The organism is Nitritalea halalkaliphila LW7 (genome assembly GCF_000265075.1).
GTDB lineage: Bacteria > Bacteroidota > Bacteroidia > Cytophagales > Cyclobacteriaceae > Nitritalea > Nitritalea halalkaliphila.
The window spans coordinates 22860-46873 of sequence record NZ_AJYA01000028.1 but is presented as its reverse complement, the minus strand read 5'-3'; the positions used below and the strand labels follow the sequence as shown (position 1 = coordinate 46873).

General features: G+C 48.8%; 18 protein-coding genes, 2 tRNA genes and 2 pseudogenes. 13 read left to right on the top strand and 9 right to left on the bottom strand.

Translation table 11 applies throughout. The features are described 5' to 3' along the window. Positions 1–49 precede the first annotated feature (49 nt). The 4 genes from A3SI_RS10305 (at position 50) to lpxB (ending at position 5901) form a co-directional block, all read left to right on the top strand. Complete coding sequence (locus tag A3SI_RS10305; protein ID WP_009055683.1) at positions 50–3496, top strand: S8 family serine peptidase; 3447 nt, start codon at positions 50–52, stop codon at positions 3494–3496. Positions 3497–3572: 76 nt separating this feature from the next. Next, complete coding sequence (locus A3SI_RS10300; RefSeq protein ID WP_162098449.1) at positions 3573–4199, top strand: hypothetical protein; 627 nt, start codon at positions 3573–3575, stop codon at positions 4197–4199. Positions 4200–4336: 137 nt separating this feature from the next. Continuing rightward, positions 4337–4756: a 6-pyruvoyl trahydropterin synthase family protein gene (locus A3SI_RS10295; RefSeq protein ID WP_009055680.1), complete on the top strand. Its 420-nt coding sequence runs from the start codon at positions 4337–4339 to the stop codon at positions 4754–4756. 44 nt (positions 4757–4800) lie between these two features. Beyond that, positions 4801–5901, top strand: a complete 1101-nt coding sequence (gene lpxB / locus A3SI_RS10290) for a lipid-A-disaccharide synthase (RefSeq protein WP_040670669.1) — start codon at positions 4801–4803, stop codon at positions 5899–5901. Positions 5902–6043: 142 nt separating this feature from the next. Here the strand turns inward: lpxB and clpX are convergent, their stop codons facing one another. The 4 genes from clpX to A3SI_RS10270 all read right to left on the bottom strand — a co-directional run bounded on the left by clpX (position 6044) and on the right by A3SI_RS10270 (position 9536). Further along, positions 6044–7273 (bottom strand): ATP-dependent Clp protease ATP-binding subunit ClpX, encoded by a 1230-nt coding sequence (gene clpX / locus A3SI_RS10285; RefSeq protein ID WP_040670667.1) that lies wholly within the window; start codon positions 7271–7273, stop codon positions 6044–6046. Between the two features lie 2 nt (positions 7274–7275). Then, positions 7276–7947, bottom strand: coding sequence for a ClpP family protease (locus A3SI_RS10280; RefSeq protein ID WP_040670690.1), 672 nt, complete (start codon positions 7945–7947; stop codon positions 7276–7278). A gap of 76 nt (positions 7948–8023) precedes the next feature. Further along, the gene (gene tig, locus A3SI_RS10275; RefSeq protein ID WP_040670664.1) at positions 8024–9352 is read right to left on the bottom strand and encodes a trigger factor; all 1329 of its coding nucleotides are present in this window, start codon (positions 9350–9352) and stop codon (positions 8024–8026) included. A 102-nt stretch (positions 9353–9454) separates the two neighbouring features. Further along, positions 9455–9536, bottom strand: a tRNA-Leu gene (locus A3SI_RS10270). Positions 9537–9682: 146 nt separating this feature from the next. On the opposite strand from A3SI_RS10270, the pseudogene A3SI_RS10265 reads away from it, so the two are divergent. The 4 genes and pseudogenes from A3SI_RS10265 to A3SI_RS10250 all read left to right on the top strand — a co-directional run bounded on the left by A3SI_RS10265 (position 9683) and on the right by A3SI_RS10250 (position 14262). After that, positions 9683–11895 (top strand): annotated as a pseudogene (locus tag A3SI_RS10265) (RelA/SpoT family protein). Between the two features lie 69 nt (positions 11896–11964). Continuing rightward, positions 11965–12434 (top strand): annotated as a pseudogene (locus A3SI_RS18265) (Fur family transcriptional regulator). Then, the gene (locus tag A3SI_RS10255; RefSeq protein WP_040670689.1) at positions 12431–12775 is read left to right on the top strand and encodes an STAS domain-containing protein; all 345 of its coding nucleotides are present in this window, start codon (positions 12431–12433) and stop codon (positions 12773–12775) included. Before A3SI_RS18265 ends, A3SI_RS10255 begins: the two are co-directional and overlap by 4 nt. A gap of 218 nt (positions 12776–12993) precedes the next feature. Then, on the top strand, positions 12994–14262 hold the full coding sequence (locus A3SI_RS10250; RefSeq protein WP_009055668.1) for an adenylosuccinate synthase: 1269 nt from the start codon (positions 12994–12996) through the stop codon (positions 14260–14262). A 213-nt stretch (positions 14263–14475) separates the two neighbouring features. Here the strand turns inward: A3SI_RS10250 and A3SI_RS17495 are convergent, their stop codons facing one another. Then, positions 14476–14964, bottom strand: a complete 489-nt coding sequence (locus A3SI_RS17495; protein ID WP_262491776.1) for a cupin domain-containing protein — start codon at positions 14962–14964, stop codon at positions 14476–14478. A 325-nt stretch (positions 14965–15289) separates the two neighbouring features. On the opposite strand from A3SI_RS17495, the gene lon reads away from it, so the two are divergent. Genes lon through A3SI_RS10225 form a run of 4 tightly spaced genes read left to right on the top strand, consistent with a single transcriptional unit; the run spans position 15290 to position 21012 of the window. Then, a complete protein-coding gene (lon, locus tag A3SI_RS10240; protein ID WP_009055666.1) occupies positions 15290–17788 on the top strand; it encodes an endopeptidase La in 2499 nt (832 codons plus the stop codon). A gap of 3 nt (positions 17789–17791) precedes the next feature. Next, complete coding sequence (locus A3SI_RS10235; protein WP_009055665.1) at positions 17792–18814, top strand: hypothetical protein; 1023 nt, start codon at positions 17792–17794, stop codon at positions 18812–18814. Continuing rightward, the gene (gene hslU / locus A3SI_RS10230; RefSeq protein ID WP_009055663.1) at positions 18811–20226 is read left to right on the top strand and encodes an ATP-dependent protease ATPase subunit HslU; all 1416 of its coding nucleotides are present in this window, start codon (positions 18811–18813) and stop codon (positions 20224–20226) included. Before A3SI_RS10235 ends, hslU begins: the two co-directional genes overlap by 4 nt. 6 nt (positions 20227–20232) lie before the next feature. Then, positions 20233–21012 (top strand): SDR family NAD(P)-dependent oxidoreductase, encoded by a 780-nt coding sequence (locus tag A3SI_RS10225; protein ID WP_050977489.1) that lies wholly within the window; start codon positions 20233–20235, stop codon positions 21010–21012. 105 nt (positions 21013–21117) lie between these two features. Here the strand turns inward: A3SI_RS10225 and A3SI_RS10220 are convergent, their stop codons facing one another. After that, positions 21118–21309: a cold-shock protein gene (locus A3SI_RS10220; protein ID WP_009055659.1), complete on the bottom strand. Its 192-nt coding sequence runs from the start codon at positions 21307–21309 to the stop codon at positions 21118–21120. A 115-nt stretch (positions 21310–21424) separates the two neighbouring features. On the opposite strand from A3SI_RS10220, the gene A3SI_RS10215 reads away from it, so the two are divergent. Beyond that, entirely contained in the window at positions 21425–21922 is a 498-nt protein-coding gene (locus A3SI_RS10215; RefSeq protein ID WP_162098448.1) for a SixA phosphatase family protein, read from the top strand. A gap of 118 nt (positions 21923–22040) precedes the next feature. Here the strand turns inward: A3SI_RS10215 and A3SI_RS10210 are convergent, their stop codons facing one another. From A3SI_RS10210 to A3SI_RS10200, 3 genes are all read right to left on the bottom strand, one after another. Continuing rightward, positions 22041–22679 carry an NAD(P)H-dependent oxidoreductase gene (locus A3SI_RS10210; protein ID WP_009055657.1) on the bottom strand — a complete coding sequence of 213 codons (639 nt, stop codon included), beginning with the start codon at positions 22677–22679 and terminating at the stop codon, positions 22041–22043. A 223-nt stretch (positions 22680–22902) separates the two neighbouring features. Further along, positions 22903–22986, bottom strand: a tRNA-Leu gene (locus tag A3SI_RS10205). A 129-nt stretch (positions 22987–23115) separates the two neighbouring features. After that, complete coding sequence (locus tag A3SI_RS10200; RefSeq protein WP_040670662.1) at positions 23116–24009, bottom strand: bifunctional 5,10-methylenetetrahydrofolate dehydrogenase/5,10-methenyltetrahydrofolate cyclohydrolase; 894 nt, start codon at positions 24007–24009, stop codon at positions 23116–23118. Positions 24010–24014 lie beyond the last annotated feature (5 nt).

Here is a 24014-nt window from a genome sequence, read left to right as displayed (position 1 = left end):
TTTAACTTTTCATATATTGTGAAGTTATTGATTGTTGAAAGAGAAGTGTATGAAAAGAAAATTTACTAAAATTACCTTATTATTTCTTTTAATAGGGCAAATATCCTTCGGTCAGGGAATCGAAGCAGAAGACCCTAAATTAAAAGAACTCAGAGTTACGATGCGGGAGGGTTTTGATTCCCGTTTTCAGCAGCTTATGCCTACGAAAGAGGAGGTGAAAATGCGTGCTGCAGCGCTTGGTTTTCCGCTTAGCTATTCACTTGACGGAGAGCGAACCGCTACCCTACAGTATTTTGATGCCCAAAATCATCCCGTTTACTTTACGACCATGAACACGGGGGCTGCTCAGTCTACCGGGGTCTCCGCCCTACAGCCAGGAGGTTCCATGGGCACGAACCTGAACGGGCAGGGGCTTACCTTGGGTATTTACGACCAAACACGTCCAAGACTGGACCATGTGGAATTTCAAAATAGGATGCGTCAAATCGACGGCTCCACAGAAACTATCAGTAATCATGCTACCCATGTAGCAGGAACGATGATAGCTGCAGGTATCAACCCAAATGCGCGGGGCATGGCCTTTGCAGCCACTGGCTGGTCCTTTAACTGGGATGCGGACGTCTCTAAGATGAACGCTAACGCCTATGATCCCGTCATTCGTCCGAATGGACACCTAGTATCTAATCACTCTTATGGCTTCGTGCTGGGCTGGTTCCGTAATAATGCAGGCAACTGGCAGTGGGCAGGAAACACTTCGGTGTCTGCACAGGAAGATTTTCGTTTTGGATTTTATTCAAGTGTCAGCCAGGCACTGGATGCTTTGGCTTTTTCGCTTCCTCACTATACGATCGTATGGGCCGCGGGAAATGATCGAAATGATACGGGGGATGGCTCTCGGCCACCAGATGGTCCGGAAGACACCATTGGCCCGCAGGGCGTAGCCAAAAATGTCATCACGGTAGGTGCAGTGAATCGCGTGCTAAATTATACACAGCCCAGTGACGTGGTGATGAGCTCCTTTTCCTCTTGGGGCCCGACAGATGACGGTAGGATCAAGCCTGACCTGGTAGGGGTGGGGGTAAATGTCTTTAGTGCGGCTATCACCAATGGTGGGGCCGCAGACTCCTATGCGAGCTTAAGTGGCACGTCCATGGCAGCCCCGAATGTGGCTGGTGCACTTTCTCTGCTTCAGCAGCTGTATGCACAGCGGAATGCCAATCGCTTCATGCGTTCTTCTACGCTAAAGGCGCTGGCTATCCATACGGCGCGCGAGGCTGGCCCTAACCCAGGACCTGATTATGCTTTCGGTTGGGGGCTTATGAATGCCGAAGCAGCAGGTGTGCAAATTATGGAAGAAGATGGCGCAGCACGTCTTATTCGTGAAGAAACGCTTCGTAATGGCGAGACTTATACCTATGAGTTCATTTCCGATGGAAGTCCGATTCGTGCCACCATCGCCTGGACGGATCCGGAAGGTTCTCCTTCCCCAGCCTCATTAAATCCGCGTGATATCAAGCTAGTTAATGACTTAGACCTCCGTATTTTCGATGATCAGGGGCGTGAGTTTTTCCCTTGGACATTAGATCTGAGTCGAGGGGCTTTAGCTCCCGCCAGCCGAAATCAAGACAACATCCGAGATAACGTGGAACAGGTATGGATTCCGAATCCTGAGCCTAGGCGCTATACGCTGCGCGTTACCCATAAGGGAAGCTTACGCAATGGTGCTCAAGAATTCGGCCTGATCTTTACTGCAGGGGTGCAGGACGCCAGCGCGGAGACCCTCTACTGGATTGGGGGTGCGAGTGGAGACTGGACGAATCCTGCCAACTGGTCCCTGAATCGTGGTGGGGCGCCAGCCAATCGAGTTCCGGGCTCGGGTACACGTGTGATTTTCGATCAGGCGCAAGCGCTGGATATCCGCGTACCTGCAAACAGTCAGGCCTTTAGCCTGAATACCTTTGGTGAGCAGCCGGTAAGGTTTAATTTAGAGGGAAATACGCTGGAAATAGCGAATGGTATTCGATTAGCCAGTGCCGCTACTGTTTTCACAAATGGTGGATTCGTGTTGCGTTCTGACTCGCCGAATCCGCAGCAAGTGTCTTTCGCGAATGCGTCTTTCGAGAATTTCTTTACCCGCGTGGAAAGTGGCAGTTGGAGTTTCCAGTCCGTAGGGACGCTAGGGGACCTCACTGTATCCGGTGGGCAGGTTCAGGTGGACCAAAACACCTTAACAGTCCGTGCCCTCAGCTTGCAAGCAGGGGCGGGATTATCTGGTCTTAGCACCTTAATCTTCAGTGGAAACTTGGATGTGGCACAAGGGGCGATGGTACCGGCAGGACTTACGGTACGCTATACAGGAGCGGATGCTTCCGAATACCGTTATGCGGCCAGTCAGGCACCTGCGGCATTAGAGGTACAGTCCGGAGAATTAACAGTTTTAACCGCTCCGAGTATGGGGCGCCTGCGTGTTGCTTCGGGTACCTTGCGCCTCGCGCAAAATTCCCTGCAGGTGGGCACCTTAGAAACTTCCGGTACTGCGCGTATCGATCTAAATGCAAACACCTTACGGGTAACGGCTGCATGGAATCCTGAGGGACTTCAGTCGGGTGCACGAATCAGTTCGAGCACAACGGGACTGTTCTTATTCGACCCTTATGTGCGTCTCTGTATTGGGAATTTAGCCGTGGAAAATGTTAACCTGCAGACCGAGGCAGTGATTACTTTAGGCGCTGGAGCCCAAATAGAGAATGCCTCCGGTTGGTTAGCAGTAGCCTGCGAAGATGCTGTTTTTGCCAATTTTGAGGTGAATTTCGCCTGCGTCGGTGCGCTTACAGAGTTTACGAATACGAGTGAAGGAAATGTAGCTGCCTTTACTTGGTTGATTAATGATTCACCTGTTTCCGAGCAGGAGTTGTTTACCTTTACCTTCGACCAGACGGGTGTTTTCGCAGTGACTTTAGTGGCGGAAGGCGCTGGCCAGCAGGTGCGCTTCACGCGCAATGTGACCATCGTGGCGAATAGTTTGGCACAGCCAAGTATCGTCGTCAATGGCAACCTGCTTACCTCCCTGCAGCCAGGAGATGCTTTCCAGTGGTATTTAAATGGTCAGCCGATTCCTGGTGCCACGGCGCGTTCTTTCTCTGCAGATGAGTCCGGAACGTATCAGGTGGCACTTATCTCGGGGACCTGTAACCGAGTTTCAGCTCCGACGGTAGTTCTTTCTGCTACGGGTGAGCCTGAGCTAGCGCGCTTTGGGATATTCGTGGGGCCGAATCCGACGCGAGATGTGCTGCGTGTCCAGGTATCGAATGCAGAAAGGGGAGAAGTGCAGCTGAACCTCGTGGATATGCAGGGCCGTACCGTTCGGGAGCTGGCGCTGCGCAAAGAGGGTGAGGAACTACAGGCTGTCATCGAAATGCCTGCCGTAAATGGAGTATATGTTTTGGTCATCAGGATGAATAATGCTATATTTACTAAGCGAATTATTAAAAATTAAGATGAAGAAGGTAGTATTTTTAGGTTTGATGCTAGGTTTGGCGCTTACGTCCCAAGCTCAAATTGCGAATTTAAACATGAACGGTGTTCCAGCTCGTGTAACACCCTATAGCGGTATAGAAGGCAGCCCCTATTTATTCGATGAGTGGTCCGTGGCAGATATTACCCTCCGTGGTGGAGAGGTAAAAGAAAAGGTGTCCATGAAAGTGAATACCTTTGAAAATGAGCTGGAGATCATGAATGAGCAGGGTACACGCATCATTTTGGAGAAAAAGCAGGTGCGAAAGGTAAAGTTAGAACGCCCGGCGGGGAAATTTTCTCCTGAGAAGGGGGATGTCCGTGTGCTGACCTTTCAGAATGGGTATGAGGGATTGCGTGGTGTAGGCCAAGAGGATTTCGTTAATGTGCTGGCGGAAGGAAATTACTATACCGTCGTGCGGACATACAGAACAACTCTTCAAGAGCCCGTAAAAAATAGTTATGCACCGACCCCTGGGAAGATGTTTGTCTTCGGAGAAAATCTCTACCTACTAGGCGTTAACAAGGAAGCGCAAAGTGTTCGTGCCAAGACTAGCTCCATCGTAAAAGCGTTAGAGCCGGAAGATCGAGCACTCGCCAAGTCTATTATTAAAAATAGAAGCTTGAACTTGTCACGAGAAGATCATTTGATTACTTTCTTTGAGGAGCTTCATGCGAATAAATAATAGGTAATCAAGCGCATAGATAATGGAAAGGCTGCCCACTTCAGGGTGGCCTTTTTTGCTTTGTAACCGGCATTCATTCACGTAAATCAAGTTTTGTGCACAGAATTTTGTATTTTTGCGCACTTAAAGCGTCAAGCATGGTATTAGTATGTCGTAAAGAGCACTTTAATGCTGCTCATAAACTGTGGAATCCGAACTGGTCAGAGGAGAAGAATAAAGAAGTTTTTGGCCCATGCGCGAATGTGAATTGGCATGGCCATAACTTCGAACTTATTGTAACAGTGAAGGGAACGCCAGATCCGGAGACGGGCTTCGTGGTCGATTTAAAGGCACTTAGCGACCTGATTCGCAAGTTAATCATCTCGCAGGTAGATCATAAAAACTTGAATTTAGATGTTCCTTTTATGGAAGGGAAAATGGCGAGCTGTGAGATTTTGGTGATGGAGTTTTGGAAAATTTTAGCGCCCGCAGTGGCGGAAATCGTACCTTTCGGTGGTCTTTACAAGCTGACACTTTATGAGACGCCGCGGAACTTTGTAGAATACTACGGTGAATAATTGTCTAAAGCCTCCCTGTGGAGGCTTTTTTTAAGGAAAAGACTATGCGGTACTATGTAGTGGCGGGGGAACGATCTGGGGATCTTCACGCCAGCAATCTCATCACAGCGCTTCGGGAAGAAGATCCAGAGGCAATGTTCTTCGGCATGGGTGGGGATCTGGCAGAAGCCGCTGGCTTACAGCTGAGTCTTCACTATCAGGAGTTGGCTGTGATGGGCTTTTGGGAAGTGCTTAAAGGGCTTCCTAAGGTATACCGGTGTCTTCGGCTTATCAAAAAGGACATCCGAGTTCGAAAACCACAAAAGGTGATTTTAGTCGACTATGGTGGTTTTAACATGAAGATCGCCAAATTCTGTAAGGGGGAAGGTATCCCTGTGCACTATTATATTCCACCAAAAATTTGGGCTTGGAACAGAAGCAGAGCCCACAAGTTGAAACGTTACGTATCGGCGGTGTATTGTATTTTACCTTTCGAAGCAGATTTTTTTCGGGAATATGGCATCCCCACGCATTACATCGGAAATCCGCTTCGAGATGAAATCGCAAAATTTTCTCCACATCCCTTTTTTTACCAAAAAAACGAACTCGGTTACCGGCCGATTATCGCCTTGTTACCCGGCAGTCGCGAGCAGGAGGTGCGAAATATGCTGGATATCATGCTGGCACTACTTCCTGAGTTTAGCGAATTCCAGTTTTTGATAGCGGGAGTAGATAACCTTCCTCGTACGCTGTATGCGAAGGCAGAAGCTGCCGGAATCCGTGTGCTTTACAATCAGACCTATGATATCCTGCACCATGCCTCTGCGGCAGTGGTTACCAGTGGAACAGCTACACTCGAGGTCGCACTCTTTCGTGTCCCACAGGTGGTAGTGTACCGAACCAGCCCACTTTCGTACGCCATCGCTAAAAGACTCATTCGGGTTCCTTACATTTCCCTGGTGAATTTGATTTCTGGGGAGGAGACGGTGAAAGAATTGATTCAAGAAGATTTTAATCCCATAGCGTTAAAAAAGTACCTCATGGAGGCCTTACACCCGATGAAAAAACAGGGTATGCTAGCAGGTTATGCCCAAATATCGGAGAAAATTGGTTTTCAAGATGCTTCAAAAGAGGCCGCTCGATTGATTACCGCTTCACCTACCTAGAGGAAAGGGTTTTATGCTTTCCTATTTTCTTATGCGATAAGCAAAAGCCAAAACAAAACCAGTATTTTGACTACTTACTTTCAAAATACTGGTTTTGTGCTTAAGGCTATCGAAAGTGTCCATGCACTAAACGCGTTAGCGCTTAGGCTACTTTTACTTGTACGCGCTTAAACTTCGATTTCTCGAATTTTTCTTTTGCGTATGCGGCATCGATTACGAGCGTTTTCACCTCATCCTGAGAAGGAAGCTCGTACATGGCATCGTTGATGATCGCTTCGCAGATCGATCGAAGTCCACGGGCCCCCAAATTAAATTCTATCGCTTTTTCTACGATAAAGTCTAATCCGTCATCCGTGAACGTCAGGTCCACCTGCTCCATATCCATCAGCTTCTTATACTGTTTCGTTAGCGCATTTTTCGGCACTGTCAGAATACTGCGTAGGGCCTTCTTGTCTAACGGATCTAGGTGCGTGACTACCGGTAAACGTCCGAGAAGTTCGGGGATAATACCGAAAGATTTTAAATCCTGCGCTGTCACGTACTGCAACATATTCTCACGATCCACTTGCAGCTCATCTGTAGACTTGTTAAAGCCCAAAGGCTGCGTATTTAGACGCTTGGCGATGTGTCTGCTGACACCATCGAAAGCCCCTCCGCAGATAAACAGAATGTTTTCTGTGTTTACAGCGATCATCTTTTGGTCCGGATGCTTACGTCCCCCTTGTGGTGGAACGTTCACTACGGTTCCTTCTAATAGTTTTAGGAGCGCTTGCTGCACACCTTCACCACTAACATCTCGCGTAATCGAAGGGTTATCCGATTTTCTGGCTATTTTATCTAACTCATCGATGTAGACGATGCCGCGCTCGGCAGCTTCTACATTATAGTCGGCCGCTTGTAATAAGCGCGTCAAGATACTTTCTACATCTTCTCCTACGTATCCAGCTTCCGTGAGCACCGTAGCATCCGCGATGCAAAAGGGCACCTCTAAAATCTTGGCTAAGGTTTTGGCCAGGTATGTTTTTCCCGTTCCCGTGTCGCCCACCATGATGATGTTTGATTTTTCGATCAGGACATCATCCTCCTTACGCTTTTGCATCAAGCGCTTGTAGTGGTTGTAGACAGCAACTGTCAGCACCTTTTTGGCCTCATACTGTCCGATGACGTATTGATCCAAAAAGCTGGTCAGCTCCTTCGGTTTTTTTAAGTTGAACTGGGTTCCGACTTTCTTTTTCTTAGTTTTGGCCTCTTCTCCTATTATTTGAAAGGCTTGGTCTATGCAAAAATTACAAATGTGAGCAGAAATGCCAGAGATCATCAAGTCGACGTCTTTTTTATTTCTGCCACAAAACGAACATGTTACCTGAGGCATTTTTATTTTGTTCTAATGAGGACTTCATCTATGAGGCCGTACGCTTTCGCTTCTGGGGCACGTAACCAGTAGTCGCGGTCTGAATCGCGTTCGATTTCTTCAAAGGTTTTTCCTGTATGATGCGCTAAGATGTCATATAGCTCATTACGCATGGACAAGATCAACTTTAAGGAAATTTCCATGTCTTTCGACTGCCCTTGCATGCCACCACTTGGCTGGTGAATCATAACGCGGCTATGCTTTAAACCACTTCTTTTACCAGCAGCACCACCAGAAAGTAAAACTGCTCCCATGGAAGCGGCGATACCTGTACAGATAGTCGCTACATCAGGAGCGATATACTGCATGGTGTCGTACATTCCGAGACCCGCAGTTACAGAACCTCCGGGGCTATTGATGTACATCGTAACATCTTTTTTAGCATCCACAGACTCTAGGAATAGGAGCTGCGCGATGATCACGTTAGCGATTAAATCATCCACCTGAGTACCTAAAAAGATGATGCGGTCCATCATCAAGCGTGAAAACACATCTATCTCACGGAAGTTTGTCGGGCGCTCCTCGATAACAGAGCGGGTCATATTCTCTACGTGCGTTGCATACTGGTCGAAAGCGTTACCACTTATTCCTCTGCTGTGTACAGCAAATTTTCTGAATTCGTCTTTGTTAAACATATCCATCGTTGGGTTTGATACAAAAATAAAAAAAGTCCTCGAGAAAGGACTTTTATTAAACGCTTTTGTTCGGCTATTAGTTTTCGAGCATGCTCTTAAATTTCTCGACTGTCACCACCTCCGTGGCCGCCTCTGCCTTTTCACGCACGAAATCTAAAACCTTATCGTTTTGGATTGAGGTCAACATCTGCATGTAGTTGTTACCCTCTTTCTCCTTTAGATAGTTGTCTACGAACGTATCCATGTACTGCTCGATTTGCTCAGACATGCCATACATGCCCATTTGCTCACGAATCATAGCACGTGTACGCGCTAATACTTCTTCGTGGGTCGCCTGAATGTCATTCGCTTTCGCGATCGCATTAGAAATCAAGCTCCAGCTCAGCTGACGCGCATACGCCGGGTATTCTCGCTCCACTTCTTCCGTGCTTACTTTGCCCTCATTCGAGCGAATTAACCACTCTTTCAGGAACTCCTCAGGAAGTTGGATATTGGCTTGCGCCAAAAGGGTTTTTTTCAGCTCTTCATCCGCAAACACGCGTAGTTCACGGTTGTAGTTTTCCGCTAAAAGCTCTTTTACCTTCGCTTCGAATTCCTCTTCAGTGGAAACTACACCCGGACCGAATGCGCGATCGAAAAACTCTTGGTTTAACTCCACCGGTTGTGTGCGAGAGATTTTCTCAACGATAAGCGTGCAAGGACCCGCCAATTTCGCTACATCCTCTTCGCTCACATTAAAGGTCTCGGCTAAATTAGCTGAAATGGTTTTAGAAGGATCGAATTCTACGATGTCACCCACTTTTAAACCTAAGAATTTTTTCAAAGACTTTTCATTAACGGCGCTAAGCTCGAAAGAAACTTCCTCCTCGAATTCACCATTAACGGCCTTTAGCACACCCTTTAGGCTATCTCCCTCAGCAGAAGCTTCCGCATCTACCTTCTCACCATTTTGCTCACGTAAGTTCGTGATCGTGTCCTGGATCGTCTTCTCATCCAGCTCGATTTCATAGGCAGTGGCAGCTAAAGAAGCATCCACCTGAACCTGTACATCTTCTACGAAGCCGATGCGATAGGTGAAATCAAAGGTCTTCTGATTTTTCCAGTCGATAGCGTCAGCATCTTCGATCTCTGGAAGGGGCTCTCCGAGAATGCGGAAAGACTGTGCCTTGAGGTAGTTGTTTAGTTCTTCTGAAAGTATCGTGTTGATCTCTTCTACTAAAACAGACGTTCCGTACATCTTTTTAACGATGCCTACAGGAGCTTTACCTGGACGGAATCCTTTTATATTCGCTTTTTTTGCGTAATCTTTCAGTTTAGCATCTACCTTCGGTTGGTAATCTGCTTCGTTTAAAGTAATTTTAACAGAAGCTTGATTTTCGGTGTGCTTGTCTAATGTGATTTCCAAGGCTAGTGAATTTTGAATGGAGTAAGACTTAATCAAAAGCCCTCAATCACTGTTCTCTTCACCTTGCGGCTTCTGTTAAGAACCTTGATTGAGGCTTCGTTGTGCGGATGGAGGGACTCGAACCCCCATGCCTCGCGGCGCTAGATCCTAAGTCTAGTGCGTCTACCAATTTCGCCACATCCGCTTATTTTGCTTTTGCTTTCAGCTTTAATGTGGCACAAAGGTAGAGGGAAAAATTTAAAGTGCAAACACTAGCTCGAAAAAAATTTAAAAAAAAATTCCTTTGGCCGAAAAAGCGTAGCTAAATCAGAATGTGTTATCTTCGATTATATGATTACAATAGATAGAGAGGAAGAACGAAAAGAAATACTTAAGCGCTATCGCAAGCTTTTGCGCCTAGCAAAACCACTCTTAAAGCCTGGAGACGCCCGTTTCATCAAAAAAGCTTTTCATGTAGCCTCCGATGCGCATAAAGAAATGCGTCGGAAATCTGGGGAGCCTTACATCTACCACCCGCTCGATGTGGCGCTGGTCTGCGTAGAGGAAATCGGACTGGGAACCACGAGCATCGTAGCCGCCCTCCTTCATGATGTCGTGGAGGATACCGAGTGGGAGCTAGAAGATATCGAAAGAGAGTTCGGTCCGAAAGTAGCCACCATTATCGACGGGCTCACGAAAATTTCCGGAGTCTTCGAATATGGGAGCTCGCAGCAGGCGGAAAATTTCCGAAAAATGCTACTCACGCTGTCGGACGACGTGCGGGTAATCCTGATAAAATTGGCCGATAGGCTAAATAATATGCGTACACTCGAAAGCATGCAGCGCCATAAGCAGCTAAAAATAGCTTCTGAAACCATGTATCTGTATGCTCCTCTTGCCCATCGCCTCGGCTTATATGCCATCAAGTCGGAGTTGGAGGATCTTTATCTGAAATTTACCGACACGGAGACCTATACCTTTATCGCGAATAAAATTCAGGAGACGAGGCTATCGCGAAACAAGTTTATCCGTGGATTTATAACGCCGATAGAGGAAGAACTCCGCGATCAGGGCCTGGATTTTGTCATTAAAGGCGCCCGAAGTCTATCTACTCCATCTATAACAAGATGAAAAAGCAGAACATCCCTTTTGAGGAGGTGTTCGACTTGTTCGCGATCCGCATCATCTTAAACTCTGCTCCGGAGAACGAGAAGGCGGACTGCTGGAGGGCCTACAGTATCGTGACAGATTTTTACCGCCCGAATCCGGGAAGGCTTCGTGATTGGATATCGAATCCCCGAGCGAATGGCTATGAGTCCCTTCATACTACAGTGATGAGCACCACCGGACAGTGGGTGGAGGTGCAGATTCGCACGCAGCGCATGGATGAAATCGCGGAAAGGGGCTATGCCGCGCACTGGAAATATAAAGAACAAAATAACCGAAAAGGAGGTGGCCTAGACGAATGGATCACCCAGGTGCGCTCCATGCTGGAATCGAATGATGGCTCAGCGATCGAATTTATGGATGATTTCCGCGGAAATCTCTTCCATGATGAGGTCTTCGTATTCACCCCGAAAGGAGACCTGAAAGTCCTGCCATTCGAAGCCACCGCTTTGGATTTCGCCTTTGAGATTCACTCCGAAGTAGGGGTGAAATGCATCGGTGCGAAAGTGAATCAGAAACTCGTCCCCATCAGCCATAAATTAAAAAATGGGGACCAAGTAGAAATCCTGACGTCGAACAAACAGAAGCCGACAGAGGACTGGTTGTCGATCGTGGTGACCTCCCGTGCAAAAGCCAAAATCAAGGATGCGCTTCGAGAGGATAAAAAATCGGCCATCCTGGATGGCAAAGAAATCGTGCAGCGCAAGCTGAAACAGATGAAGATGGAGTTCACCTCTGAAGTGGTAGAGCAGCTCCGTGCCTTCTTCGAAACGAAAACAGCTGCTGACTTTTACTATAAAGTGGGGCGTGGTACCATCGATGCGACGACCATCAAGTCGTTTAAAGAGTTCAAGGAGGAGCGCAAGCAGAAAGTGAAACCGGCCCTGGAGCATGCTCGCGACGAGTCGTCTTTCACGAAGGAGCTGAAAAACCTGAAAGGCCCCGAGCATGATCAGCTGCTCTTGGGAGAGGACATGGATGTAGTCGATTATGTGTTGGCTAAATGCTGTAATCCCATCCCAGGAGATGATGTTTTTGGCTTCGTGACGGTAAATGAAGGGATTAAAATTCATAGAACTTCCTGCCCGAATGCCCTCGAGCTACTGTCTAATCATGGAAATCGCGTCATTAAGGCCAAGTGGACCAGCCAGCAGGAAATCGCCTTCCTCGCAGGCCTCAAGATCTTAGGTACAGATCGCGTGGGCCTCATAAACGATTTGACGAAAGTCATTTCCAATGAACTAAAGGTAAATATGCGTTCTATTACCGTAGATTCCGACAGCGGGCTTTTCGAAGGCACCATTAAGTTATATGTAAACAGTACGACGCATCTCGATAACTTGATGGCTAACCTGAGTAAGGTCGAAGGAATTATTAAAATTACGCGCTTCGATTAAGGGGAAAGTAAGTGGCTTATTTGAATTATTTCTAAATAACAAGCGTTATATTTGTAAAAAAAACGAACCATGGCCTTAAATCCGACACTCTTCGAGGAGGTAAAAAAAAATCTTTACGGCATACTTAGAAAATAAAAAAGCTTCGTAAAACACCGGAGCGGTATGCCATTTTAGAGGAAATTTACACGAGAACAGGTCATTTCGATGTAGAATCTCTCTACATCAGCATGAAAAATAAGAATTATAGAGTCAGCCGGGCTACTGTTTATAACACGCTCGATTTGTTAGTGGAGTGCGATCTGGTTACCAAACATCAGTTTGGCAAAAATCTCGCGCAGTATGAAAAGTCGTATGGATTTAAGCAGCACGATCATCTTATTTGCACGGAGTGCAATCAGGTCCTCGAATTTTGTGATCCTCGTATCCAAAACATTCAAAATACCGTAGGTGAAATACTGAACTTTAAGGTGCTGCATCATTCCTTGATTTTATACGGCACTTGCCAAAAAGAAAATTGCGAAAACAGAGCATTGGCATGAAACTAAAACACACTCTAGTGCCGCACGAAAGCTGGCACGAATTAAAATTAACCGGAGATCTGATCGGAGACGAGGCGGGGCCGCGCCTGGTAGAGTATGTCACCGATGCAGTGGAAGCTGGGCTACGGCAGTTTGTGATCGACCTTTCTGAGGTGCGCTACATCAGCTCCAGTGGTATCGGCGTGCTGATTACCATGCTGACGAAAATGCGAAATGTGGAAGGGGAAATGTACCTGACCGCACCTTCGGAGCATGTGAAAAAGCTGCTGATCATCACCAAGCTGCATAATATCTTCACCATTTTCGAGACGCAGGAAGAGCTCGAGGCGAAAATCAAGTAGGCAATCCCTCCACCATCATCGGATAGCGGGGCGATCTCCTTTCCTTTTCCTTAGGTGGCTGCCTGGAGAAGGGAGGGAGATTTTTTTTGCCCCAGGGTTCCCCGCTGTTGGCCAAGAGAGAATAATAAATCCGTTACTTTTCTTGCTATTCAGGCCGTTTCTTCCAAATTTCACAGCTTAAAAGAACGTTAACGCAATTAAGCATAATTTCACAGCGCATGAAGATGGATATTCTCCTGGGCTTACAGTGGGGCGATGAAGGCAAAGGCAAGGTAGTCGATGTCCTCGCACCGCAGTATGATGTCGTGGCCCGATTCCAAGGAGGCCCGAATGCCGGGCATACACTCGAATTTGATGGTATCAAGCATGTTTTACATCAGATTCCTTCTGGAATTTTTAGATCGAATATCTTAAATGTGGTCGGAAACGGGGTCGTACTCGATCCGGTCGTCCTGAAAAAAGAAATCGATGGCCTCGCTAAATTTTCCATCGATTACAGACAAAACCTCTGCATCAGTAAAAAAGCCACCCTCATTCTTCCTACGCACAAGCTCCTCGATGCGGCGTATGAGAAGTCGAAAGGCGATAAAAAAATCGGTAGCACACTGAAGGGCATCGGCCCTACCTACCAAGATAAAATCGGACGCATGGCCCTTCGTGTGGGAGATATGGTCGCGCCGAATTTCCAGGAAAAGTACCAGGAAGTGGTGCAGCACCACAAGATGATTCTGGGCTTCTACCAGCATGACCTTAGCCCTCTGGAGGCTTTGGAAAAGGACTTTTTCGATGCGGTGGACTTCTTTAAAACCCTAAAACTGGTCGATAGTGAGTACCTCGTAAACGAGCAGCTGCGGCAGCAGTCCCGCATCTTAGCGGAAGGTGCGCAGGGCTCTCTCCTGGATATCGACTTCGGTTCCTACCCCTTCGTGACCAGCAGCACGACCATGGCAGCAGGTGCCTGTACGGGCCTCGGCGTAGCCCCCGCTAACATCGGCGAGGTCTTCGGAATCTTTAAGGCCTACTGCACGCGCGTGGGTTCCGGCCCCTTCCCGACAGAGCTTTTCGATGAGGACGGGGAGCGCATGCGCAAAGAAGGCAACGAGTTCGGGAGCACCACGGGAAGACCACGGCGCTGTGGCTGGATCGACTTGCCTGCTCTGCGCTACAGCATCATGATTAATGGAGTTACCCAGCTGTTTATGATGAAGGCCGATGTCTTAAACATATTCGAGGAAATTAAAGTCTGCACCCAGTACGTGCTACCAGATGGCACGCAGGTGGATACGCTTCCCTATGAGGTGGATGCGGACCTCCAGCCGGTTTATGAGACACTGCCGGGCTGGAACTGCAGCTTGGAGGGCGTAAGCTCCTATGATGCTTTCCCTGAGGCGCTAAAAAATTATGTAAGCTACCTGGAGGAGGCCCTTCAGGTGCCGATTAAGCTGGTCTCCGTGGGCCCAGATCGTACGCAGACGATTTTGCGCTGAGGCGCAAAGGTGCCCGAAAAGCGCATCTAGAATGCGCGAAAGGGATACTCCCTGTACCTCGGACTAGAATGAAAGCCTAAAAATGCCCCCGATGTAGAAAAAGTCATGCATGGGGGCATTTTCATTTTCGCATTAGGTACTTTGCGGGAGCTGTACTAGAGTGCTCTGCAGAGAGACGGGGCAGGTGGTCCTTTCTATCCGCCATGTACCTTTCTACAGGACTTTATCGACAGTACCGGTCGAACAGCTCCTGATCTTTCCCGGATTTTTGACCTTCTTGGCCAAAAATTTGCCCAAAGGGCTCAGCACCTTAAACGCCAGCATGTCCACATGTGAATCGTTCAGTTCCCCTAGCCAAAAGGCCACACCCAAGTCCTTCGGGATGCCATTTTTATCGGTAAGGCCATCCTGCGCCAGGCCATACATGATGCGCAAAGCATTTTCGAAGCCACTATGCCCCGGGGCTAAACGGATCGAAAAGCGGATGGATTCCGAGGCGCTAGGGTTAAAAAAGCCATGCACCTCGAAGGGTTTTACCGTGTAGCTCTCTCCGGGCTGTAGGCGGCGTTCACCGCTTTTAAGCTTCAGCCCCAGTGTGCCCTCCACGGCTGTAAAGGTCTCGCTAAAGGTCTTGTGATAGTGCATGGGACTTCCCCCTTTTGGCTGAGAAGGAGTTCCAAAACAGTTTCCGTACCCCCAGATTCCATAGACAGGGTCTTAAAGGTTACTTCATCCTTAAATAAGGGATTTACGATAGTTCTTTGCATGAAGGAAAGCGTTTGTGGTTTTTGGAAGCTTTAAATTAGGACAAATAGACTTCTCAGTCAAGGGCGGCGGCCTAAAACTCAGGTGGAAACGGGCAGGGGAGCAGAGCAGCAGGGAATTCCTCCGCGGAAATGCCGTACCTGTCAAAATGTTCTCGTATCTTTATTGGCATGCCCCTTGCCGCTAATCTTGTTTGAAATAAATCGCGCCTAGCCGGCGCAAAGAAGCAGTCTATTCGGCAGTTCGCTGCCAATTTGTCTATATGAACGAAAACAATCCACAACCCTACCACATCCATAGTCTGGGAGACTTTCCTTCAGAAGGTGATTTTATCCAGCTGATTACCGACGAAGAGGAGGAGCAGGTTCTCGACACGAAAACATTAAATGATCGGATTCCCATTTTGACCGTACGGAATACGGTGCTTTTCCCGGGCGTCGTCATCCCCATCACTGTGGGGCGTGAGCGCTCGATAAAACTGGTGAAAAAGGCCCAAAAAACGGATAAGCTCATCGGCGTATGTGCGCAGATCAATCCGCAGGTGGAGGATCCAGGTTGGGATGAGATCTATCAAGTAGGGACGCTGGCAAAAATCTTGAAGATGATCGTACTTCCCGACGGAAACACCACGATCATCATTCAGGGGAAAAAGCGTTTTGAAATTCAGGAGCAGCTGACCGATACCCCCTATTTTCAGGCCAAAGTGAATTTCTTAGAAGAGTCTTTCCCGGAAGACGATAAGGAAATGGACGCCTTAGAGGAGTCCCTGAAGGAGGCGGCTGCTCGTATCTTGTACTTGAACCCAGATATTCCGCGCGAGGCGCAGGTGGCGCTGGATAATATCGATAACGCGCCCTTCCTGACTCATTTTCTTTCTTCCAACTTAAACGCTCCTGTGGGGCCGAAGCAGCAGCTGCTCGAGACCGAGGACGGTGTTCAGCGTGCCACCCTGCTGCTGGAGCTGATGATGAAGGACATCCAGATGCTGGAAATCAAGTCGGAGATCCACAAGAAAGTGCACACGGACATCGATCAGCAGCAGCGCGATTATTTTTTGCGCCAGCAGATGAAAGTGCTCCAGAGTGAGCTGGGCGAAGAGGGGCCTGAAAAGGAGGTAGAGGAGCTGCGTAAAAAGGCTGCCAAGAAAAAGTGGCCGGAAGCTGTGAGCAAACACTTCCATAAAGAATTAGAAAAACTTTTGCGCCTGAATCCGCAGTCACCAGAGTATCCCATCGCGCTTGGTTATGCCGAAACGATGGTGGACCTGCCTTGGAATGAGTTTACGCGGGATAATTTCGATCTGAACCGTGCGAAAGCCATTTTGGATAAGGATCATCATGGTTTGGAGAAGGTGAAGGAGCGGATTATCGAATATTTGGCTGTGTTAAAGCTGAAAAATGACTTAAAAGGACCGATTTTATGCTTATATGGCCCTCCAGGGGTGGGAAAAACCTCTTTGGGCAAGTCAATAGCCGCCGCGCTGGGGCGCAAATATGTGCGCATGTCTCTAGGTGGCGTGCATGATGAGGCGGAAATCCGCGGACACCGAAAGACGTACATCGGTGCTATGCCAGGGAAAATCATCCAAAACATGAAGAAGGTGAAGTCTTCTAACCCTGTGTATGTCTTGGATGAAATCGATAAGTTGAGCTCAGATTTCCGTGGAGACCCTTCTTCCGCCTTCCTAGAGGTGCTAGATCCGGAGCAGAACAGTACCTTCTCCGATAATTATTTGGAGGTGGAGTACGACCTCTCAAAGGTGCTTTTTATCGCTACGGCGAACAGTCTGGATCGCATCCAACCCGCTTTACGGGATCGGATGGAGATCATCGAAGTTTCGGGCTATACCCTGGAGGAGAAGGTTGAAATCGCGAAAAAGCACTTGGTGCCCAAGCAGCGCAAAGAGCATGGACTGAGTGGAAAAGAAATTAGTTTCGACAAGCAGGCGCTGGTGAAAATCGTGGATGGCTACACCCGTGAGTCGGGCGTGCGTGGCTTGGAGCGGGCTATCGGTAAGGTGGTGCGTCATGTGGCTAAGTCTGTAGCCATGGAGGAACCTTATACGAAGCGCATCGGCGTGGAGCAGGTGAAGGCCATTCTCGGCGCGGAGATGTTCGATAAAGAAAGTTATTTGAATAACGATGAGGCAGGCGTAGTTACGGGACTGGCCTGGACCTCGGTAGGTGGCGAAATTCTGTTTATCGAAACCTCCCTCAGCCGTGGCAAGGGCAAGCTGACCCTTTCTGGGCAGCTAGGCGATGTCATGAAAGAATCCGCCATGACGGCACTTTCCTATTTGCGCTCTCATGCCGACCGTCTGGGAATCGATTACCGGATTTTTGATCGTTATGATTTGCATATTCACGTGCCTGCAGGTGCAGTGCCGAAGGATGGGCCTTCTGCTGGTATTACGATGCTCACGGCTATGGCCTCGCTATACACACAGCGCCGCGTAGCGCCTAAGTTGGCCATGACGGGAGAAATCACGCTAAAGGGCCGCGTTATGCCTGTGGGCGGGATTAAAGAAAAGATTTTGGCCGCGAAGCGCGCCGGCATCGACCAGATTATCCTCTCAAAAATTAACCGCCGCGATGTGGATGAAATCGATGAGACGTACCGAGAGGGGCTGACCTTTCACTTCGTAGAAAAGGTGGGAGAGGTGCTGGAGCTGGCCCTTTTAGAGGAGCTGGTGCCGGATCCGATGCACTTTGTGCTAGAAGATAGCTCGAGCGCTGCGCCTGCAGTCCACGGAAATCAGTAGCCCATGCAGTCCTTGGTGCGCCTGTGGAACTACCGCCTATTCGGCCTGCTGCTTTGCCTATGTGTGCAGCAGCAGGGCTGGGCGCAACAGTTTTTGCGCGAAGCGCCACCGCTGCATCCCACCTTACTGGCTTTAGGGGGGACGAATCTCACAAAGGCCGGTGCAGGTGCACTGGCTTTGCAAAACATTGCTTTGGCAGACAGCCTTCTGGAGCATAGATTCAGTGTGAGTATGGCGCGATTTGGTCCCAGTTTTACGGGGGGGCAAGTGCAGTTTAGTCATGCCGCACCCCTTGAAGGGACATGGACGCATGCGATTAGCCTGCTTACTGTGGATGGTGGAGTGGGTGCCGACGCACAGGGCCAGCCACTAGCAGATCCGCGCGTGCAGTCGCTGCAGCTGCAGACGGGCTATGCGCGTGGTACGCAGGTACTGCGGTATGGGTTTGCACTCGGCTTGCGTCAAAGTACGGTGGCGCTGATTCAGGAGTCTGCCTTTTTTTTTCAACTGGGCTTTTTATACCAGCATCCGGTAGAAAATGTACGGATTGCGCTGGCATTCGAACAGGCTGGCTTACTTTACCGTTCTACAGAGGAGGAACTTCCCCCCGGGGGACTCACACGTCCGCTTTTGCGTTTCGGTGTAGGATTTCGGCCGGAGGGTTTGCCCATCGGGCTCCATGCCAGTCTGGGTGATCCACTCGGGCAGGGGAGCAGTCGTCCAGATCCTTTAGGTGGGCTGGCACAAGTGGCACGGCAACGACAGGGGCTGGAGAGTTTGGTTTTCGCTGCGGAACTCTTCATTCGAGAGCAGCTCACCTTTCAACTTGGATACCGGCAGGCCATGCGCAGTGGCTTGCAGGGCTTAGACGGCATAGGGCTTACGGGCATTTCTACGGGGCTGCGGGCCGCTGTCGGCGAGGTGACGCTCAGTTACGGACATCTTTTTCAGGCTTTCGCACCGGGAAGTTTCCATGCGATCAGCCTGAGTACCTCATTACAAAGAAAAAAACGATTTGACGAATGAAAAACGAATTTGATTATCTCACCCCACGGCAGATCGTGGCTGAATTAGATAAATACATCATCGGGCAGCAGGATGCGAAGCGGAATGTGGCGATCGCCCTGCGCAACAGAATCCGCCGCCTGAAGGTCAAAGAAGAGATTCAGCGCGATATCGTCCCGAATAATATTTTAATGATCGGGAGCACGGGTGTCGGGAAAACAGAAATAGCGCGTCGCCTGGCTAAGGTGGCACAGGCGCCTTTTACGAAGGTAGAGGCCTCTAAATTCACGGAGGTGGGCTATGTGGGCCGCGATGTGGAAAGCATGGTGCGGGACCTGGTGGAGCAAGCGATTCACGTGGTGCGCGAAAAGAAAAACGAAGAGGTAAAGGAAAAAGCAGCCGAGGCTGTGGAGGAGCAGATTCTGGACATATTAATTCCACCGGTGAAAAAGGCGGGCTTTGCGCCCAATTTTTCTCGGCAGAATCAGGTGGACACAGAGTTTAATCCCGAGCAGGCTGATTCAGAGGAGCTGAATGAGCGCACACGGGAGCGCTTCCGCGAAAAGCTTCGAAATGGAGACCTGGAGGAGCGTAAAATAGAGATTACCGTGAAGCAAAGCCCTTCCGTGGGTGTGGGCATGATCGGAAACGGTATGATGGACGATGCCAGCATGGCGGGATTACAGGATATGCTCAGCGGTATGATGCCCAAAAAAACGAAAAAACGTAAGCTAAGCATCTCCGAGGCCCGTAAAGTGCTAATGGAAGAGGAGACAAGTAAGTTGATCGACATGGATGACCTGAAAGAGGAGGCGATACGCTTGGCCGAAAATAACGGCATCATCTTCATCGATGAAATCGATAAGATCGCCTCTAAGAGCAGCAAGATGGGCGGCGGTGGCCCGGACGTGAGCCGAGAGGGGGTGCAGCGTGATTTACTCCCCATCGTGGAAGGCAGTGCGGTGAACACCAAGTACGGCATCGTACACACCGATCATGTCTTGTTTATCGCAGCGGGAGCCTTTCATGTGAGCAAGCCATCCGATCTGATTCCCGAATTACAGGGACGTTTTCCTATCCGTGTGGAGCTCCAAAGCCTCACAGAGGGGGATTTTTACAAGATTTTAAAGGAGCCGAAAAATGCGTTGACCAAGCAGTACGAAGCCTTGTTCGGTGCTGAAGAGGTGCATCTCGAATTTACCGATGATGCGATAAAAGAAATCGCGCGACTAGCGTATACCTTAAATGAGGAAGTAGAAAATATCGGAGCCCGACGGCTACATACAGTAATGAGCCACCTTTTAAATGACTTCCTCTTCGATGTGCCAGACACGATTACGCCGCATGCACGCTTGATGATTACGGCGGAGATGGTGCAGGAGCGACTATCCTCATTGGTAACGAATCGTGACCTTTCCCAGTACATTCTCTAAGCGCTTATGGTGACGAAAAGAACGTGGCTTACGGGTTGTAGCCGGGGTCTTGGCTTAGCCATGCTTCAGCAGCTGCTGCGTGATCCAGAAATGGAAGTTTGGGGTTTTTCCCGCACGCGCCCTGAGGTGGAGCATGCTCGCTTTTTCTGGCAGGAGGCCGATTTAGCAGCTCCGGGAGTGGGTTTCACTGTTCCGGAGGCGGCCTGTACGGCCAAAAGCCAAGAGGGAAATCCGCTACAGGCTGTTTACTTGATTAATAATGCAGGTTGGATCGGAGAAATTCGGCATGTGGGCCAACTTACCTCAGCTGGTATCGCTGCGCTGTTTCAGCTGAACACGACGGCGCCTTTACAGTTGATGAATCAGTTTTTAGCGCTTTACGGGCAAGACGAGAACCTGAAGCGGGTCATCCTAAACATCAGTTCGGGGGCGGCACTGAAAGCCATCGATGGCTGGTCCGCATACAGTGCTTCGAAGGCCGCTTTAAACCGTTATTCGGAGACCGTGGCGCTAGAAGCTGCACATAGAAATTCCTCGCTACGCTGTTTCAGTGTAGCGCCTGGGGTAGTGGACACAGAAATGCAAGCTGACATTCGACGTGCGCCAGCAGATGAATTTCGGAATTTAGAGAAATTCACGCAGCTAAAATCCAGCGGGCAGCTCTGGACTCCCGAGCGATCGGCATCCAGATGCTTAGACCTGCTGTTTCATCCGGAAGCCTTTTCGGAGACTTTAGTGGATGTACGTGCTGAAAACTGGCCTATAGCAAGTGAGCAGCGGCCTTAGTAGTGCACTGTGTGTGGTGAAGAAAGGCGCGAGATAAGTACGCAACCCTAGTCTCGCGCCTTTTCATTTTAAGTCTTTCGGATCGGGTAGCTTGAACCGAGATACTTAGGATTTCTTTACATTAATTGCATTTAAACCCTTTTTGCCGTCTTTGACGTCGTACACCACGCGGTCATTTTGTTCGACTTTATCGATAAGACCAGTGGCGTGCACGAAAACATCTGCTTGGGACTCATCATCTATAATAAATCCGAACCCTTTAGCGTCATTGTAAAATTTAACAGTTCCTGTAAGCATAATAAATAAGTGTAAAATTAACGTGGTTAAATGTATGATAAATGTAAACAAATAGCATAACAAATCAAAGATTTTTTTCTAAATTGTTCTTATGACCTCCAAAAACGCATCTAACATGAAAAAGATCACGTTTATTCGACACGCGAAATCCTCTTGGGCTGATTTAGGGTGTCCGGATCACCAACGAAATCTTAGTCCTAGAGGGATGAACGACCTAATTACTATGGGTGAACTGCTGAAAAAAAGAAATGTTTTTTTCGATCGTGCGATTTGTTCTGATGCAGTACGTACACGTCTTACATGGGAAGGACTACAAGCACAGGGATTTGGTACCCGAATACCCGTTTCCTATACCTCTGAGCTCTACCATGCTTCACAGAATCAGTTACTTAGCTGCATTCGGCACCTACACCCAAAGGACAGCCATGTAGCCCTAATAGGACATAATCCTGGATTTGAAAATTTGGTGAATTTTTTTGGTTTATCCGTTGATAAGTTTCCTACACTCGCCATCGCTACCTTTCAGGCATCGACGTCTAACTGGTCAGATTTTGGGCGACAGCCCCTGCAGTTGGCCCTCTTTACTTACCCGAAGAAAGAGGAAGGGCTTTAAAAAAACGACTCTTTAGTTGTTGAAAAAAAAAAGACCCCGAAGGGTCTTGGGCATAGGCTGTCTGTCAAATCATAAAAAAGTTTTGCTCTAAATAGCATTTTTTTCAGATCGAATTATTTTAAAGGCGCGTAAAAAGTTTTTCCTTTGCGCGTCTTACTTTCGGAGCATTCGCCAGGTGGTCTTCGGCTTCATTTCTGTAGCCCAAAGCCAGTAAAGCAGCGCTCCCCAAGCCTTTATCGCGTAAACCAAGGATGCGGTCCACCTCCTCTGCTTGGAAACCTTCCATCGGCGTGCTGTCGATGCGTAACTGTGCCGCGGCGACCAGAGCGGTTCCTAAGGCGATGTAGGCCTGCTTAGCGGACCAGTGGAACTGCTCTTCTGCAGACATGGCTCCAAAGGTTTTTTTCAAGTGATTTTCGTACTGGGCAAGTGCCCCATCCGCCATCTTACGCTGGGCGTAAACGTCCTTAAAATAGGCGGAAATGCGCTCGGGGCTCACTTCTTTCCAGGCAGCAAAAACCAGTAAATGGGAGCCCTCCACTAGTTGAGGCTGCTGATACGCTGCCTCCTGAAGCTGACGCCGTAGGGCTTCGTCTTGAATGACATACACCGAGAAAGGCTGTAAACCGTTCGATGTAGCTGTAAGCTGGATACTGGTTAAAAGTTGCTCCACCTGCTCCTCTGGTACCGCATGTCCATTCATCCGCTTGGTGGCATAACGCCAATTTAAATCTTCTAATAGTTGGTCAAGTTTCATAATACTTCTATTTAATGTATATACATCTAATACATTGAATTAGTTCCCTCGCCCAGTGTTTTTAGACCTCTGGGCAGTTTCGTGGTGTTCGTAATCGGCTGGTTCTAAAGGATAGGCACAGGTGACGTAGCGCATAAAAAATTACCCGACTGCCGAATTACGTCCTCCTAAAGCAGAAAAAAAAGTGAAGGCATAAAAAAAAGCAGGTCGAAAACCTGCTTTGTGCGCATGAGAAGATTCGAACTTCCACGCCCGTACGGGCACCACCCCCTCAAGATGGCGTGTCTACCAGTTTCACCACATGCGCTTGATTGGGAGAGCAAAAGTAGAAAATTTCACGAAAAGCAAGAATCCTCTTCGTGAAAATTAGCTCCTTTTGTAGCATTTTTTTCCAACGAAATGAAAATGAAGCGCTTAATTTTTCTGCTTTCCATACTTATTTGGCACCATACACTGCGCCCTTAGCCGCCAGCAGTGTATTATAGAGCAGAGAAGCGATCGTCATGGGGCCCACACCACCAGGTACAGGCGTGATAGCAGCGGCTTTCTCGGCTACCTCATCGAATTTCACGTCCCCGAGCAGGCGGAACCCTGATTTTCTGCTGGCATCTTCGATACGGTGAATCCCGACATCGATCACCACTGCCCCTGGCTTGACCATGTCTGCCGTTACGAACTCGGCCTTGCCTAGCGCCACGATTAAAATATCTGCCGTGCGGCAGATATCCGCTAAGCCCTGTGTCCTGCTGTGCGTAAGCGTCACGGTACAGTTACCCGGATAGGCATTACGCGCCATGAGGATACTCATCGGGGAGCCGACGATATGGGAACGTCCGATGACCACACAGTGCTTACCACTCGTTTCCACCTCATAGCGCTTGAGCAGTTCCACGATCCCGAAAGGAGTCGCCGCCACATAAGCTGGCCAACCTAAGGTCATGCGTCCCACATTAGCAGGCGTAAAGCCGTCCACATCCTTTTCTGGCTTTATCTTATCGGTAACCTTCGCCACGTCGATGTGTCTAGGGAGCGGCAGCTGCACGATGAGGCCATCGATGGCTGGATTTTCGTTGATATCGGCCACCACTTGGAGCAGCTCCTGTTCAGAGATGGCTGCGTCCAGCTTGACCAGCGTGGAGTCAAATCCCACCTGCTCGCAGGCCTTTACTTTCGCATTCACATAGGTGCGAGAGGCGCCATCTTCGCCCACTAAAATGGCTGCAAGATGCGGTTTTTTGCCGCCTGCGGCCACGTGAGCAGCCACTTCAGCTGCGATTTCTTCCTGTAAGGTCTTTGAAACCTTTTTTCCGTCGATTAATGTTGCTGTCATGTTTT

Excerpts from the sequence above, each read along its gene's own strand:
- A3SI_RS10280 (WP_040670690.1), bottom strand. The coding sequence starts at position 7,947 with ATGTTTAACAAAGACGAATTCAGAAAATTTGCTGTACACAGCAGAGGA.
- A3SI_RS10200 (WP_040670662.1), bottom strand. The coding sequence starts at position 24,009 with ATGACAGCAACATTAATCGACGGAAAAAAGGTTTCAAAGACCTTACAG.
- hslU (WP_009055663.1), top strand. The coding sequence starts at position 18,811 with ATGAAAAACGAATTTGATTATCTCACCCCACGGCAGATCGTGGCTGAA.
- A3SI_RS10215 (WP_162098448.1), top strand. The coding sequence starts at position 21,425 with ATGAAAAAGATCACGTTTATTCGACACGCGAAATCCTCTTGGGCTGAT.
- clpX (WP_040670667.1), bottom strand. The coding sequence starts at position 7,273 with ATGCCTCAGGTAACATGTTCGTTTTGTGGCAGAAATAAAAAAGACGTC.
- A3SI_RS10220 (WP_009055659.1), bottom strand. The coding sequence starts at position 21,309 with ATGCTTACAGGAACTGTTAAATTTTACAATGACGCTAAAGGGTTCGGA.
- A3SI_RS10210 (WP_009055657.1), bottom strand. The coding sequence starts at position 22,679 with ATGAAACTTGACCAACTATTAGAAGATTTAAATTGGCGTTATGCCACC.
- lpxB (WP_040670669.1), top strand. The coding sequence starts at position 4,801 with ATGCGGTACTATGTAGTGGCGGGGGAACGATCTGGGGATCTTCACGCC.
- A3SI_RS10225 (WP_050977489.1), top strand. The coding sequence starts at position 20,233 with ATGGTGACGAAAAGAACGTGGCTTACGGGTTGTAGCCGGGGTCTTGGC.
- A3SI_RS10295 (WP_009055680.1), top strand. The coding sequence starts at position 4,337 with ATGGTATTAGTATGTCGTAAAGAGCACTTTAATGCTGCTCATAAACTG.
- A3SI_RS10250 (WP_009055668.1), top strand. The coding sequence starts at position 12,994 with ATGAAGATGGATATTCTCCTGGGCTTACAGTGGGGCGATGAAGGCAAA.
- A3SI_RS10255 (WP_040670689.1), top strand. The coding sequence starts at position 12,431 with ATGAAACTAAAACACACTCTAGTGCCGCACGAAAGCTGGCACGAATTA.
- A3SI_RS10300 (WP_162098449.1), top strand. The coding sequence starts at position 3,573 with ATGAACGGTGTTCCAGCTCGTGTAACACCCTATAGCGGTATAGAAGGC.
- A3SI_RS10235 (WP_009055665.1), top strand. The coding sequence starts at position 17,792 with ATGCAGTCCTTGGTGCGCCTGTGGAACTACCGCCTATTCGGCCTGCTG.
- A3SI_RS10305 (WP_009055683.1), top strand. The coding sequence starts at position 50 with ATGAAAAGAAAATTTACTAAAATTACCTTATTATTTCTTTTAATAGGG.
- lon (WP_009055666.1), top strand. The coding sequence starts at position 15,290 with ATGAACGAAAACAATCCACAACCCTACCACATCCATAGTCTGGGAGAC.